We start from the raw sequence: 13,335 nt of genomic DNA on the forward strand, positions 1-13,335 counted from the left end.
ACGGTTACGGCGAGGGACCGCCGTAAAGGTCGGCGTAGCGCGGCTGGATCCGGCGCAACGTACCTTGATTGAGCATAACACCCTGCCGGTCGAGGAACTCCAGGATCTGGATCGCGACCTTGCGGCCGCAGTCGAGGCGGTCGCGGAATTGGGCGGCGGTGAAGCGGCCGTCCGCGGCGTGCGCCGCGATGTCGACGGCGACCTGCACCATCTCGTGCATCGTGGCGCGCAGGAAGAAGTGATCGTGCGCCACTTCGTCGACATGGCCCAGCCGGCCGGCGAACTTCAGCATCCGGCGGACCTGGTCTTCCGGCGTGCCGAGTTCGCCCGCGATATCGCGCACCCGGGGAGGCTTGAAACGCGCCTCGCCGCCGAGCAGCGGTGCCACCTTGTTCCAGAGCGCCTCGCGCTCGGGGCTCATCTGCAGCGAGTGGGAGGCGAGGCGCACGAAGGCACCGTCGCGAACGACGGTGCCGGCGACGTCGGCGTGCTGCAGCGCCAGCGCGAACGCGCCGGCCGTCAGGCGCGGCAGCACGGCGAGGCGGAGTTTCTCGCGCGCCATGCCCTGGACGTCCGGTTGGGCGGCGTGGAACGTTTCGAGGCGTTCGTTCACCGCCGCCACGAAGTGCCGCCACGCGGGCATGGCGATGGCGACGCGCTCGTCGCCGCTGTCGAAGCGCACGAGGTCCATGTCCGCGACGAGGGCGGCGAGCGTCGACGGCGTGAGCGCGCGATCGCGGGCGAACACGTCGAGGTCGCGCGCGTACGGCGCGATGTCGAGCAGGGCGGCGAGGCCCTCTCGTGGATCGGCGATCGCCATCGCCTCGCGCTCGGCGATGCGCTCGGGCTTGCGCCGCTGGCGTTCGGGCGCCCGCAGGTCGATGAACGCGCCGCCGCCGATGGTGCGGCGCGCTGACACGTCGCGGAGCACGTAGCGGTCGCCGACGGCGGCCGCGATGGGGCGGTCCAGCACGAGCTGCACGTCGGCCGTCTGCCCGGGCCGGACCTGTTCGCCCTGAAGCGGCACGAGGCGGACGCCGACCTCCGTGGCACCGTGATGCAGGCGCGCCGGGAACCAAGCCACGACCGCTTTCGGCTCCCCGGGCAGCAGGTGCAGCCGGGCGTCGATGCGGTCGGTCGGCGCATGCAGCGACGGATCGACGATCATGTCGCCGCGCTGGACGGCATCCTTCGCGACGCCGTCACCGGCGAGGTTCAACGCGCAGCGATCGCCGGCGCGCCCCGTCGTCACCTGGCGATTCTGCGCGTGGATGGAACGCACGCGAGCGGCGAGGCCGGAGGGACTGATCGTGACCTGATCCTTCACGTGCACGCTCCCCGACAACACGGTGCCCGTGACGACGAGGCCGATGCCGGGCAGGGTGAACACGCGGTCGACGGCGAGGCGGAAGCGGGCATCGTCGCTGCGCTCGCCCAGTGCGCGCGCTTCCGCGGCGAGGCGCGCGCGCAGGTCGTCGACGCCAGCCCCCGTGCTCGCCGAGACCGGCAGGATGTCGGCGCCTTCCAGGACGGTGCCTGCGATCGCTTCGCGAATCCGGGCCTCCACGGTGGCGAGCCGTTCGGGCGTGGCGAGGTCGGCCTTGGTCAGGGCGATCAGGGCGCGACGCGTGCCGAGCAGGTCGAGGATCGCCAGGTGTTCGAGCGTCTGCGGCATCACGCCGTCATCGGCGGCGACGACGAGCAGGGCGATGTCGATGCCGCTGGCACCGGCCACCATGGTATGCACGAAGCGTTCGTGCCCCGGCACGTCGATGAAGCCGAGCGTACGGCCGTCGTCCAGCGGCAGGTAGGCGAAGCCGAGGTCGATGGTGATGCCGCGCGCTTTCTCTTCCTTCAGCCGATCGGTATCCACGCCGGTCAGCGCGCGCACCAGCGACGTCTTGCCGTGGTCGATGTGTCCCGCGGTACCGACGATCACGGCGCCTCGGCGCTCCGTTCCGCGAGCGTGGCCAGGAACGCGGCCTCGTCCGAGTCGGCGAGGCAACGCAGATCGAAGTGCAGCGCACCGTCCGCGACCCGTCCGATGATGGGTCGCGCGCCGGTGCGCAGGCGGGCCGCCAGCGCTTCGAGCGCGGACTGGCTGCCGTGCGCGCGGATCGTCAGCGCGGCGCTCGGCAGGGTGTCGAGAGGCAGTGCGCCCGAGCCGACCTGGCTGTGACAATCGCCGATGTCGGCATGGAACACCTCGCCGAGTCGCGCGGCGACCGCGGGCAGCAGTCGCGTCGCCTGCGCACGGATCTCGCCGAGCGTACGCGAGAGATAGCGCAGCGTCGGAAGGTGTTCCTCGAGACGATCCGGATCGCGGTAGAGCCGTAGCGTCGCCTCAACGGCGGCGAGGCGCATCTTGTCGACGCGCAGCGCACGCTTGAGCGGATTGCGGTTGATCTGCTCGATCAGGGCGCGGTCGCCGACGATGAAACCGGCCTGCGGCCCGCCGAGCAGCTTGTCGCCGGAGAAGGTGACCAGCCGTGCGCCTTCCTGCACGGCTTCGCGCACCGTCGGCTCGCGAGCGAGGCCATGCATGGAGAGGTCGACCAGGCTGCCGGACCCGAGGTCGTTCAGCAGCGGCACGCCGGCGGCGTCGGCGATGCCGGCCAGCTCGCGCGCGCCGACCTCCGACGTGAAGCCCTGGATGCGGTAATTGGACGTGTGCACCTTCAGGATCAGGCCGCTGCGCTCGTTCAGCGCGTCGCGGTAATCCGCCGGGTGGGTGCGGTTCGTCGTGCCGACCTCGACCATGTCCGCGCCGGCGCGCGCCATGATGTCGGGCATGCGGAACGCGCCGCCGATCTCGATCAGCTCGCCGCGCGAGACGATCGCCTCGCGACGCAGGGCGAAGGTATTGAGGCAGAGCAGTACCGCCGCCGCGTTGTTGTTCACCACCGTGGCATCGTCGGCGCCGGTCAGTTCGCGCAGCAATGCGCGCACGTGGTCGTCGCGTTCGCCCCGCGCGCCCGTGCCGAGGTCGTATTCCAGCGGCACCGGGTGGCGCATCGCGTCGACGGCCGCCTCGATCGCGGACTCCGGGAGCAGGGCGCGGCCGAGGTTCGTGTGCAGGATCGTGCCGGTGAGGTTGATGACCGGGCGGAGGGTGGGCGGCGTGTCGAGCCGCCTTGCCGCCGCGTGGACGATGTCGTGCGCCGAGGGTGGCCGATCGCCTGCGAGCGCGCTCCCGTCCTGGCCTTGGAGGGCCTGGCGTGCGTCGGCGAGCGCGTCGCGGATGGCGTTCGTGGTGGCCTGGCGCCCGTGGCGCCCGGCGAGCGCCACCGCCTCGGGCGTGGCGAGGACGGTGGCGACGGCGGGTAGCTGGCGAAAAACGTTTTCTGGGTCGGCCATGGCGCGTGGAGTCTACTCGAGGGCGTCGTCGTCCCCCGCGAGGAGCAGCGGGTTCGGTGCGTGCCTCGAGTATCCCGCTTCGGCGACCAGCAGGTCGAGGCCGAGCGAGGCGAGGTCGTCCGCGTACGGGTCGACCTGCATGTCGCGCAACTGATAGAGCAGCTTGCTGTAGGTATGGCAGTCGCCGCAGGTTTCCACCTTGACGACTTCCGGATCGCCCTCGATGCCCTGCACGGAGAGCTTCCGGGTGCCCTTGCAGTTCAGGCACACGGCACGGACGTGGTTCCACGACGTGGAGCACATCGAGCAGTACAGGAAGCGGCTGCCGGGCGTCGTGCCGCTGGCGGTGATGAGGCCCGACACGGAGGGCGAGCCGCAGCAGGGGCAGAGCGGGCGCTCCTCGAGCAGGCGCAGCGCGTCGGCGTCGAGCCGCGCGGCCGACACCGTGAAATACACCTGCAGGGCCGCGGCGACATAGACCGCCGCGGCGGCGTCCGCCGTGGCGACGCGACCGCGCAGGAACTGGTCGGCGAGCGTCTCGATCGCGTCGGGCGTCATGCCGCGGAGTTGCGCGATCGCGTCGCGGGCCGGCGGCGGCAAGGACGCCGCGTCGATGCCGTCGAGCAGGCGGGTCAGTCCGTCGCGCCATGCGGCGTCGCGTCGATGGCCGTCCGCGGCGAGCGGCGGCAGACGGGCGTCGACGGCACGCGCGACGTCGTCGCCGGTGAGCGTGGCACCCGGCGCGATCGCCGTGGCGACGTCGTGTTGCGCCCGCGAAAGCGCCGCCATGAACCGCAGCCACGGCTCCAGGGGGTGGCCTTCGGCCATCCCGTCCAGCCGCTTCGCCGTGGTGGCGAAGCGGCGGGCGGGATCGGGGAGGACGATCGGATCGGGTGCCTTCACGCCTGCGTGGGACGGGCCACTCCATTTGGCGTTCGGCGGTGCTTCGGCTTGCTTCACGGATTCTTCCTGGGTTCGGTCTTCACGCGTTGGCCGGACGCCAGCTGATAGAACCACTTGCGGTGATGGTGCCATGCCCAGCCGGGCGTGACGTAACCCTGCGTCATGCTGCGCACCGAGTCGCGGATCCAGATCGCGGCGTACACGTGCACGATCCACACGAAGATCGCACCCAGCGCCGCCAGGCTGTGGATCAGAACGGCCGCGCGCTGCACCGGGATCGACGTCGCCTTGCCGAAGTAGACCTCCCAGATCAGCAGGCCGCTGACGAACAGCGTGGGGATCAGCAGCGTCATGGCCCAGAACACCGCCTTCTGGCCGCTGTTGTTGCGGCCGATCGGCGGGACGTTCTCGTCGTCGTTGGTCATGACGTGGACGATGGCCTTCGACCACGCCGCGTCGTCGCGGTTGAACAGGTTGGAACGCCAGAACTGGACGAACATGCCGATCCAGCTGATCACGAGGCAGCAACCGAACCACGGATGCACGGCGCGTGCCCACTGGCCGCCGCCGAACAGGCCCGAAAGGAAGAACAGGATCGGGTCGAAGAACGACAGCCCCGACAACACCAGCAGCACGAACAGGATGGCGTTGATCCAGTGGTTCACGCGGTTGGCGGTGGTATAGCGCGTGAGGGCTCGCTTCGGACGGGTCATGGCGTCTTCTCCTCTTCCTCGATCTCGCGCAGGGCACGATCGGCTTCGGCCTCGTCCTCGTCCTGGACTTCGTTGGGACCGACGGTGACCCAGTGGAAGAACGAGCCGATGACGGCGGCCGCGATACCGATGACCGCGAGCGGCTTCAGGATGCCCTTCCAGACGCGGACCGTCGGGCTGATGCGTGGTTCGTCGGGCAGGCCGGAGTACAGCGAGGGCTTGTCGGCATGGTGCAGCACGTACATGACGTGCGTGCCGCCGACTTCCGCGGGATCGTACAGGCCGGCCTTCTCGAAGCCCCGGGATTTGAGGTCTTCGATGCGCTCGCCCGCCTGGCGGTGCATGTCGGTCTTGGAACCGAACATGATCGCGCCCGTCGGGCAGGCCTTCACGCAGGCCGGTTCGAGCCCCACCGTGACACGGTCGGAGCAGAGCGTGCACTTGTACGACTTGTGGTCGGTCTTGCTGATGCGCGGGACGTCGAAGGGACAGCCCTTCACGCAGTAGCCGCAGCCGATGCACTTGTCGCTGATGAAGTCGACGATGCCGTTGGCGTACTGCACGATGGCGCCGGGCGCCGGGCACGCCTTCAGGCAGCCCGGATCCTCGCAGTGCATGCAGCCGTCCTTGCGGATCAGCCACTCGAGGTTGCCCTGTTCGTTCTCGTACTCGGCGAACTTCATCAGGGTCCAGACGCTCGGACCCAGGTCGTTCGGGTTCTCGTACGAGCCTTCGAAGTGCCCGATCTCCGGGCGCAGGTCGTTCCATTCCATGCACGCGGACTGGCACGCCTTGCAACCGATGCAGCGGCTGACGTCGATCAGCTTGGCCACCTGGTCTTCATGGTTGCGCGCCATCGGCGGCGTCAGGGTCGTCGCCGAGCGGCGGACATAGTCTTGCGATTGCAGATCTGACATGTCGGAGGCCTCAGGCGGTGACCGGTGCGGTCGTCGATTCGACGTTGACGAGGAACGCCTTGAATTCCGGCGTCTGCGTGTTGGCGTCGCCGACCGACGGGGTCAGCGTGTTCGCGCCATAGCCTTTCCTCGCCTGGCCGGTGAAGCCCCAGTGCAGCGGCACGCCGATGACGTGGGTGGCCTTGCCGTCCACGGTCAGCGGCTTGATGCGCTTGGTGACGTACGCCTTGCAGATCACCTCGCCACGCTTGGACGACACCTTGACCCAGCCGCCCTGCGCGATGCCTTTCTCCTTCGCGAGGACCTCGCCGATCTCCACGAATTCCTCCGGCTGGAGGATCGCGTTGATCAGCGCGTGCTTGGTCCAGAAGTGGAAGTGCTCGGTGAGGCGGTAGGTGGTGGCCACGTACGGGAAGTGCTCGGGCGTGCCGAAGTTGGCCTTGTCGTCCGCGAACACGCGTGCGACCGGGTTGTGGCTCACCTTCGGGTGCAGCACGTTCTCGACGGGCGATTCCATCGGTTCGTAATGCTCGGGGAAGGGGCCTTCCACCATGAGGTCGCGCGCGAACAGGCGACCCATGCCTTCGGCGTTCATGATGAAGGGACCGACGCCGTCCGAGGGCTTGATCGTGGGGCCGTAGTCGGGAACGTCGACACCGGTCCACTTCGTCCCGTTCCATTCGATCACGGGCTTCTTCGGGTTCCAGGCCTTGCCGTTCGGATCGGCGCTCGCGCGGTTGTAGAGGATGCGCCGGTTGGCCGGCCACGCCCACGCCCAGTTCGGCGCGATGCCTTGCTCGCGCGGATCCGTGGCGTCGCGGCGGGCCATCTGGTTGCCCTTCTCGGTGAACGAGCCGGAGAAGATCCAGCAGCCCGACGCGGTGGTGCCGTCGTCGCGCAGCTGGCCGAAGCCGTCCAGCAGGGTGCCGGCCTTGGTCACCGCGCCGGTGGTGGCATCGGTGAGGTCGGCGAGCGCCCGGCCGTTCATCTCCTTGGCCAGTTCCTCCGGATCCGGTTGGCGCGGGTCCGTGTACTTCCAGGTCAGGTTGAGCAGCGCGTCGGGGAAGGCGCCGCCTTCCTTGCGGTACAGCTCGCGCAGGCGCTGGAACAGGCCGGTCATGATCCAGATGTCGGACTTGGCGATGCCCGGGGCCTCGGCGGCCTTCCAGTGCCACTGCAGCCAGCGGGCCGAGTTCACCAGCGAGCCGTTCTCCTCGGCGAAGCAGGTGGTGGGCAGCTGGAACACCTCGGTCTGGATCTCCGACGGCTTCGCAGGATTCTGCGGACCGAAGTCCTGCCAGAAACGGGAGGTTTCCGTATCCAGCGGATCCATGGTGACGAGGAACTTCAGCTTGCTCAGGCCGCGACGGATCTTGCCGCGATCGGGGAACGCCTGCAGCGGATTGAAGCCCTGGCAGATGTAGCCGTTCATCTCGCCGTTGTTCATCATCTCGAACGCCTTGATGATGTCGTACAGCGGGATGTCGAGCTTGGGCAGCCAGTCGTAGGCCCAGTTGTTCTCCGCGGTGGCCGCGTCGCCGAACAGCGCCTTCTGCGAGCTGACGATGAACTTGCGGTAGTTGGACCAGTAGCTCGTCTGCCCGTTGCGCAGGGGCTTGAACTGCTTGGTCTTCATGTAGTCGTCGAACGTGGGCTCACGGTCGTACGGCATGCTGAGGTAACCGGGCATCTGGTTCGACAGCAGGCCCACGTCGGTGAGGCCCTGGATGTTCGAGTGACCGCGCAGCGCGTTCATGCCACCGCCGGCCACGCCGATGTTGCCCAGCAGCAGCTGGACCATCGCCATGGCGCGGATGTTCTGCGCACCCACCGTGTGCTGCGTCCAGCCGAGCGCGAACAGGCTGGTCATGGCCTTGTCGGGCGCGGAGGTCGCGGCGATCAGTTCGCAGATGTGCAGGAACTTGTCCTGCGGCGTGCCGGTGATACGCGAAACCATCTCCGGCGTGTACCGCGAGACGTGCTGCTTCAGCAGGTTGATGACGCAGCGCGGGTTCTGCCAGGTGTCGTCCGACTTCGCGAAGCCGTTCTCGTCCAGCTCGTAATCCCACGACGAGCGGTCGTAGCCGTGCTTGGCCTCGTCGTAGCCGCTGAACAGGCCGTCCTGGAAGCCGAAGCCCTCCTGCACGATCAGGCTGGCGTTCGTGTACGAGCGCACGTACTCGTGCTGGATGGCGTCCTTCTCGAGCAGGTAGCGCATCAGGCCGCTGAGGAACGCGATGTCCGTGCCCGGCCGGATGGGGGCGTAATAATCCGCGACCGACGCCGTGCGCGTGAACCGTGGGTCGACCACGATCAGCTTCGCGCCGTTCTCGATCTTCGCTTCGATCACCCATTTGAAACCACACGGGTGCGCCTCGGCGGCGTTGCCGCCCATCACGATCACCACATTGGCGTTCTTGATGTCCTGCCAGGTGTTCGTCATCGCACCGCGACCGAATGATGGGGCCAGACTGGCCACCGTCGGTCCGTGTCAGACGCGCGCCTGGTTGTCGAACACCACCATGCCGAGCGAGCGGGCCACCTTCCACGTGAGGTAGGCGGTTTCGCTGGACGACGCGGATGCCGCGAGCATGCCCGTGCTGGTCCACCGGTTGACGGTGGTGCCGGCGTCGTTCGTCGTCTTGAAGTGCTTGTCGCGATCGTCCTTCATGAGGCGCGCGATACGGTCGAGCGCGAAGTCCCAGGAGACTTCCTTGAAGTCCGTGCCGCCGGGCTCGCGATAGCGCGGGGCCTTCAGACGCGTCGGCGCGTGGACGATGTCGAGCAGCGCCGAACCCTTGGGACAGAGCGTGCCCCGGTTCACCGGGTGATCCGGGTCGCCTTCGATGTGGATGATGTTCGACACCGCATTCTTCGCACGGTCGCCCATGCTGTAGATGAGGATGCCGCAGGCCACCGAGCAGTACGTGCAGGTATTGCGCGTCTCGGTGGCATGGGTGAGCTTGAAGGGCCGGACGGCGGCGGCCTGCGCCACCCCCGCCGCCCCGAAGCCGAGGAGGCCGAGGCTCGAGGCGGTGATGCCTAGGCCGGTGAACTTGATGAACTCGCGGCGGGTCATTGCCATCGCGTGAGCTCCCTGGAATCTGGCTGGACGTACCGCCCATGTGACCGGACGGCGGCTGGCTTGACGTTTCTGATCGAGCACCCCGCATTCACGAGGTGTTCGCACAAACGCTAGCACGAGTCCCGGGGAGCGTCGATGACGATCCTGCTCTTTCGGAGTGCTACTTTTGGGTGAGGCCGAAGAGCCGGAGGGGTTGGAGCGCACCTGGGCGCGATGGGAGCTCGCCGCAGACCCTGATCGCGCCCAGGTGCGCTCCAACGGGCGCGATGGGAGCTCGCCGCAGACCCTGATCGCGCCCAGGTGCGCTCCAACGGGCGCGATGGGGGCTCGCCGCAGACCCTGATCGCGCCCAGGTGCGCTCCTACGGGCGTTTCGTTGGTCGCGGCGGCTCAGCGGACCGGGCGGAACGCCTCGCGCAGTTCTTCGGCGAAGATCTGCGGTTGCTCCCATGCCGCGAAGTGGCCGCCCTTCGGCACCTGGTGGTAGTAGTAGAGGCTCGGGTAGGCAGCCTGGCTCCAGCTCTTCGGCGCGCGGTAGATCTCGTGCGGGAAGACGGTGATGGCGACCGGCACCTTGATGTCCCTCGTGTGCTGGGTGGCCGAGCTGAAGTTGTTGTTGTTGTTTTCCCAATAGAAGCGGGACGACGACGCGCCGCTGTTCGTCAGCCAGTAGAGGGTGATGTCGTTGAGCATCTCGTCGCGGCTGAGGACGCGCTCGGGCACGCCGTCGCTGTCGCTCCACTGGGCGAACTTCTCGTACATGAAAGACGCGAGGCCGGACGGGGAATCGGCGAGCGAATAGCCGATCGTCTGCGGACGGGTCACCATCATCGCGCCGTAGGCGGCGTTGCGGCCGAAGAAGGTGCTGAGTGCCTCGTACGCCTCGCGTTCGTCCTTCGTCAGGTTGGCGGGGGCCGGGTCGCCGGCGTTGATCGGCTTGGACAGCTCGCCCGGCACCGTGGCCGGCATGTTGAGGTGGATCGCGAGCAGGCCCTTGGGTGCCTGGCGGGCGAGGGCGTCGGAGATCACCGAGCCATGGTCGCCGCCCTGCGACACGTACTTCGTGTAGCCGAGCCGCTTCATCAGCGTGTCCCAGGCGCGGGCGGTGCGGTCCGGGCCCCAGCCGAGCTCGCGCGGCTTGCCCGAGAACCCGTACCCCGGGATGGAGGGGATGATCACGTCGAACGAATCCTCGACCTTGCCGCCGTAGGCGACCGGATCGGTCAGTGGCCCGATGGTCTTGAGGAACTCGAAGGTGGAACCGGGCCAGCCATGCGTGAGGATGACGGGAAGGGCGTTCGGGTTCTTCGAGCGCACGTGGATGAACTGGATATCGACGCCGTCGATGGTCGTGACGAACTCCGGCAGGGCGTTGAGCTGCTTCTCCGCCTTGCGCCAGTCGTAATCGGTACCCCAGTACTTCACCAGCGCCTGGACCTGGGCGAGCTGGATGCCCTGCGACTGGTCGGCCACCGTTTCGCGGTCGGGCCAGCGGGTCTCGCGGATCCGGCGGCGCAGGTCGTCGAGCTGTTCCTGCGGGACGTGGACATGGAACGGGCGGATGCTTTCGTCGTCCTTGGTGGCGGGTGCGGGGGCGGCCGTCGCCGCGTCCAAGGCGCTGGCGGGCATGGCGTGAAGCGTGGGCGCCAGCGTGGCGAGGCCGATGGCGAGGGTCAGCGCGCGGCGTGCGAGTGCGAATGACATCAGTGTTCTCCCTGGATGTGTCGATGAATGGATGCGCTCGGCCGTCAGCCGTGGCACGCCGTCAGACTAGGGAGGGGATGCACCTGCCTCGTGTCGCGGGCGGGCGCTTTTTGCATCCGAACGTATCGCAGGGCGGTGGCTTACAAAGCGTTACAAACGCGGTGGGAGCGGACCGGGCCGCGACGGCTTCTCGCCTCGGTGCCGAGCCTCGCGCGCCAGCGCGATGGGTTGTCGCGAAGAGCTGTCGCGGCCGGGTCCGCTCCCACGGTGACCGGGTTGCTACGGTGCTTTCACGGTGTGGGTCCGATGCTCGGGTGCGAAACCAAACGAGGAGCCTGCATGGCCGGATCGTCCCGAAAGCCCAGCGGCAAGCTGTACATCGTCCGGCATGGCCAGAGTGCCGGGAACGTCGCGCGCGACGTCGCCGAGGCGAACGGCGACGAGTTGATCGACCTGAACCATCGCGACGCGGACACGCCGCTGTCCGACCTCGGCTGGGCCCAGGCGCGCGCGCTCGGCGAATGGCTGGCGGGCCTGCCGGAGGACGCCCGGCCCGACGCGATCCTGGCCTCGCCGTTCGTCCGCGCCCATCAGACGGCCGAAGTACTGGCCGAGGCGCTCGGTTTCGATCCGAAGAGGATCGAAGTCGACGAGCGGCTGCGCGAGAAGGAATTCGGCGTGCTCGACCGCTACACGCGGCACGGTATCCAGTCGAAGTTTCCGGAGCTCGCCGCCCAGCGCGGCATGGTCGGCAAGTTCTACTTCCGGCCGCCGGGTGGCGAGAGCTGGTGCGACGTGATCCTTCGGCTACGAAGTGTGGTCGACGGCATCCGCCTCACCAAGCCCGATTGCCGCGTCGTGGTCGTCGGCCATCAGGTGATCGTCAACTGCTTCCGCTACCTCCTCGAAGGCATGCGCGAGGAAGACATCCTGGCGGTGGACCGCGAGGGTGACTTTCCCAACTGCGGTTACGCGGAATACGACATCGATGCCGGTCCGCCCGTGCAGTTCGCGCTGCGGCATGGCCGCTTCGTGGCCCCGACCCTCGAATCGATCGAGGTGACGAGCGAGAGCGACGTGCCGACGGGGCCACGCTGATGGACGCGACGCGCGTTACCCGGGCACTGCTGACGTCGTGGCCGCTTCCGTCCGCCGACGACGCACAGAGCAAGGAGGACCGCGGCCGTGTGCTCGTGGTCGGTGGCTCGCGTCAGGTGCCGGGCGCGGTCACGCTCGCGGGCGAAGCGGCGCTGCGTGCCGGTGCCGGCAAGCTCATGGTCGTCACGGGCGCCGAGGCCGCCGCTCATCTGGGCGTCGCGCTGCCCGAGGCGGCGGTCGTCGGCGTCCCGCTGGACGAGGCCGGGGAGCTGCGTGCGCTCGAAGCCGCGCAGGTCGACCTGGTGCGGCAGGCGGGCGTCGTGCTGGTCGGGCCGGGGATGGCGACCCGCGCGTCGCCGGTGTCGGCACAGGTGGCGCGAGCCGGTGTTCCCGTCGTCGCGGACGCCGGCAGTCTTCACGCCGAGGCGCTCGAGCCGGCGGCGGGCCGCCTGGTCGTCACGCCGCACATCCCCGAGATGGCGGACCTGATGGGCCTGCGGCCGAAGGAGGTCGCGGGTGACTGCGTCGGCGTCGCGACCGCGGCCGCGGAGCGGTTCCGCGCGATCGTCGTGCTGAAGGGCCCCACGACCTGGATCGCCGACCCCGAGGGCATGCTATGGAAGCACGTCGTCGACGCCCCAGGTCTCGGCACGTCGGGCTCGGGCGACGTGCTCGCCGGCGTCATCGCGGGCTTCGTCGCCCGCGGCGCGACGCTGCCGCAGGCGGCGGTGTGGGGTGTCGCCGTTCACGCGCGCGCCGGGCTGATGGCGGGTCGGCAGATCGGACGGATCGGCTTCCTCGCGCGCGAGTTGCTGCCCAGGATTCCGCGGGTGCTCGCGCAGTGGTAGGCATGCCTACCGCGAGTTGTCCGCGACCAGGGTGGACTCCGCACGGGCGTTGCGGTGCATGAAGAAGAGGGCGCGCACGTCGACGTCCACCGACATCGCCGTGGCGACCATCGCATCGGTGCCCGTGGCCGGGCCGAAGGCGTAGCCGATGTCGATCTTCTTCACGCGGGCGAGGAAATTGCCAGCACTGTCGTGCATGCGCAGGTCGACATGGCTGACGTACGGCCGGCCCGAGGCATCGGTGCTTACCTCGGCGGTGCCGTCGAACAGGCCGTCGTCGCCTTCGCCGTCCATCTGCACGCTCACGCTGCCGGCGCGCGTGAACGCCTTCGGCACGTGCCGCGTGGTGAACGTGTAGACGGTGCGCCCCGCGTCGCGGCTCGCGACCTGCGCGTTCCCACCGATGACGTCCTTCAGTTCGGCATACGAGGCGAGCGCTTTCTTCGGTTCCTTGCGCGGGTCCACGATGACCGTTTCGACCTCCGGTGCGTCACCGCCCGTGACCGTGGTGGTCGTGCGCAGCATGCCCCGGACGTCCCCGGGGGCCAGCGCGTCGCGCGCGAGCGCTTGCTGCAGCAACGCGTCGGCCGATGCCGTGCCGGCAACGACGAGCAGCGCGATGCCCGCCACGATGTCTTTCAGTGCCATGGGCTACTCCCTGATCGATACCGCCGACGGTAAGACGCGCGCGGGAATGGGCCATGAGCCATT

At 68.6% G+C, this 13,335-nt stretch carries 10 protein-coding genes; 2 read left to right on the top strand and 8 right to left on the bottom strand.

Annotated elements, in window-relative coordinates:
• Positions 1-4: 4 nt before the first annotated feature.
• The 7 genes from selB to BMW54_RS04190 form a co-directional block, all read right to left on the bottom strand.
• Positions 5-1,939 carry a selenocysteine-specific translation elongation factor gene (gene selB / locus BMW54_RS04160; RefSeq protein ID WP_217642598.1) on the bottom strand — a complete coding sequence of 645 codons (1,935 nt, stop codon included), beginning with the start codon at positions 1,937-1,939 and terminating at the stop codon, positions 5-7.
• Positions 1,936-3,357: an L-seryl-tRNA(Sec) selenium transferase gene (gene selA, locus BMW54_RS04165; protein WP_090053213.1), complete on the bottom strand. Its 1,422-nt coding sequence runs from the start codon at positions 3,355-3,357 to the stop codon at positions 1,936-1,938. Before selA ends, selB begins: the two co-directional genes overlap by 4 nt.
• A 12-nt stretch (positions 3,358-3,369) precedes the next feature.
• Positions 3,370-4,317: a formate dehydrogenase accessory protein FdhE gene (gene fdhE, locus BMW54_RS04170; RefSeq protein ID WP_090053215.1), complete on the bottom strand. Its 948-nt coding sequence runs from the start codon at positions 4,315-4,317 to the stop codon at positions 3,370-3,372.
• Entirely contained in the window at positions 4,314-4,973 is a 660-nt protein-coding gene (locus BMW54_RS04175; protein WP_090053216.1) for a formate dehydrogenase subunit gamma, read from the bottom strand. Before BMW54_RS04175 ends, fdhE begins: the two co-directional genes overlap by 4 nt.
• The gene (fdxH, locus tag BMW54_RS04180; protein ID WP_090053218.1) at positions 4,970-5,890 is read right to left on the bottom strand and encodes a formate dehydrogenase subunit beta; all 921 of its coding nucleotides are present in this window, start codon (positions 5,888-5,890) and stop codon (positions 4,970-4,972) included. The genes BMW54_RS04175 and fdxH overlap by 4 nt, the downstream gene beginning before the upstream one ends.
• A gap of 10 nt (positions 5,891-5,900) precedes the next feature.
• Entirely contained in the window at positions 5,901-8,975 is a 3,075-nt protein-coding gene (fdnG, locus tag BMW54_RS04185; protein ID WP_090053219.1) for a formate dehydrogenase-N subunit alpha, read from the bottom strand.
• A gap of 389 nt (positions 8,976-9,364) precedes the next feature.
• On the bottom strand, positions 9,365-10,678 hold the full coding sequence (locus BMW54_RS04190; RefSeq protein WP_090053221.1) for an epoxide hydrolase family protein: 1,314 nt from the start codon (positions 10,676-10,678) through the stop codon (positions 9,365-9,367).
• A gap of 306 nt (positions 10,679-10,984) precedes the next feature.
• Here BMW54_RS04190 and BMW54_RS04195 point away from each other — a divergent pair, with 306 nt between their 5' ends.
• Together BMW54_RS04195 and BMW54_RS04200 are read left to right on the top strand one after the other, a co-directional pair.
• Positions 10,985-11,776 carry a histidine phosphatase family protein gene (locus BMW54_RS04195; RefSeq protein ID WP_090053223.1) on the top strand — a complete coding sequence of 264 codons (792 nt, stop codon included), beginning with the start codon at positions 10,985-10,987 and terminating at the stop codon, positions 11,774-11,776.
• Positions 11,776-12,624 carry an NAD(P)H-hydrate dehydratase gene (locus tag BMW54_RS04200; protein ID WP_090053224.1) on the top strand — a complete coding sequence of 283 codons (849 nt, stop codon included), beginning with the start codon at positions 11,776-11,778 and terminating at the stop codon, positions 12,622-12,624. Before BMW54_RS04195 ends, BMW54_RS04200 begins: the two co-directional genes overlap by 1 nt.
• A gap of 6 nt (positions 12,625-12,630) precedes the next feature.
• On the opposite strand, the gene BMW54_RS04205 is transcribed toward BMW54_RS04200, so the two are convergent.
• The gene (locus tag BMW54_RS04205) at positions 12,631-13,272 is read right to left on the bottom strand and encodes a hypothetical protein (RefSeq protein ID WP_090053226.1); all 642 of its coding nucleotides are present in this window, start codon (positions 13,270-13,272) and stop codon (positions 12,631-12,633) included.
• Positions 13,273-13,335: the final 63 nt, after the last annotated feature.

The sequence above is a fragment of the Luteibacter sp. 329MFSha genome (assembly GCF_900111665.1).
Taxonomy (GTDB): Bacteria; Pseudomonadota; Gammaproteobacteria; order Xanthomonadales; family Rhodanobacteraceae; genus Luteibacter.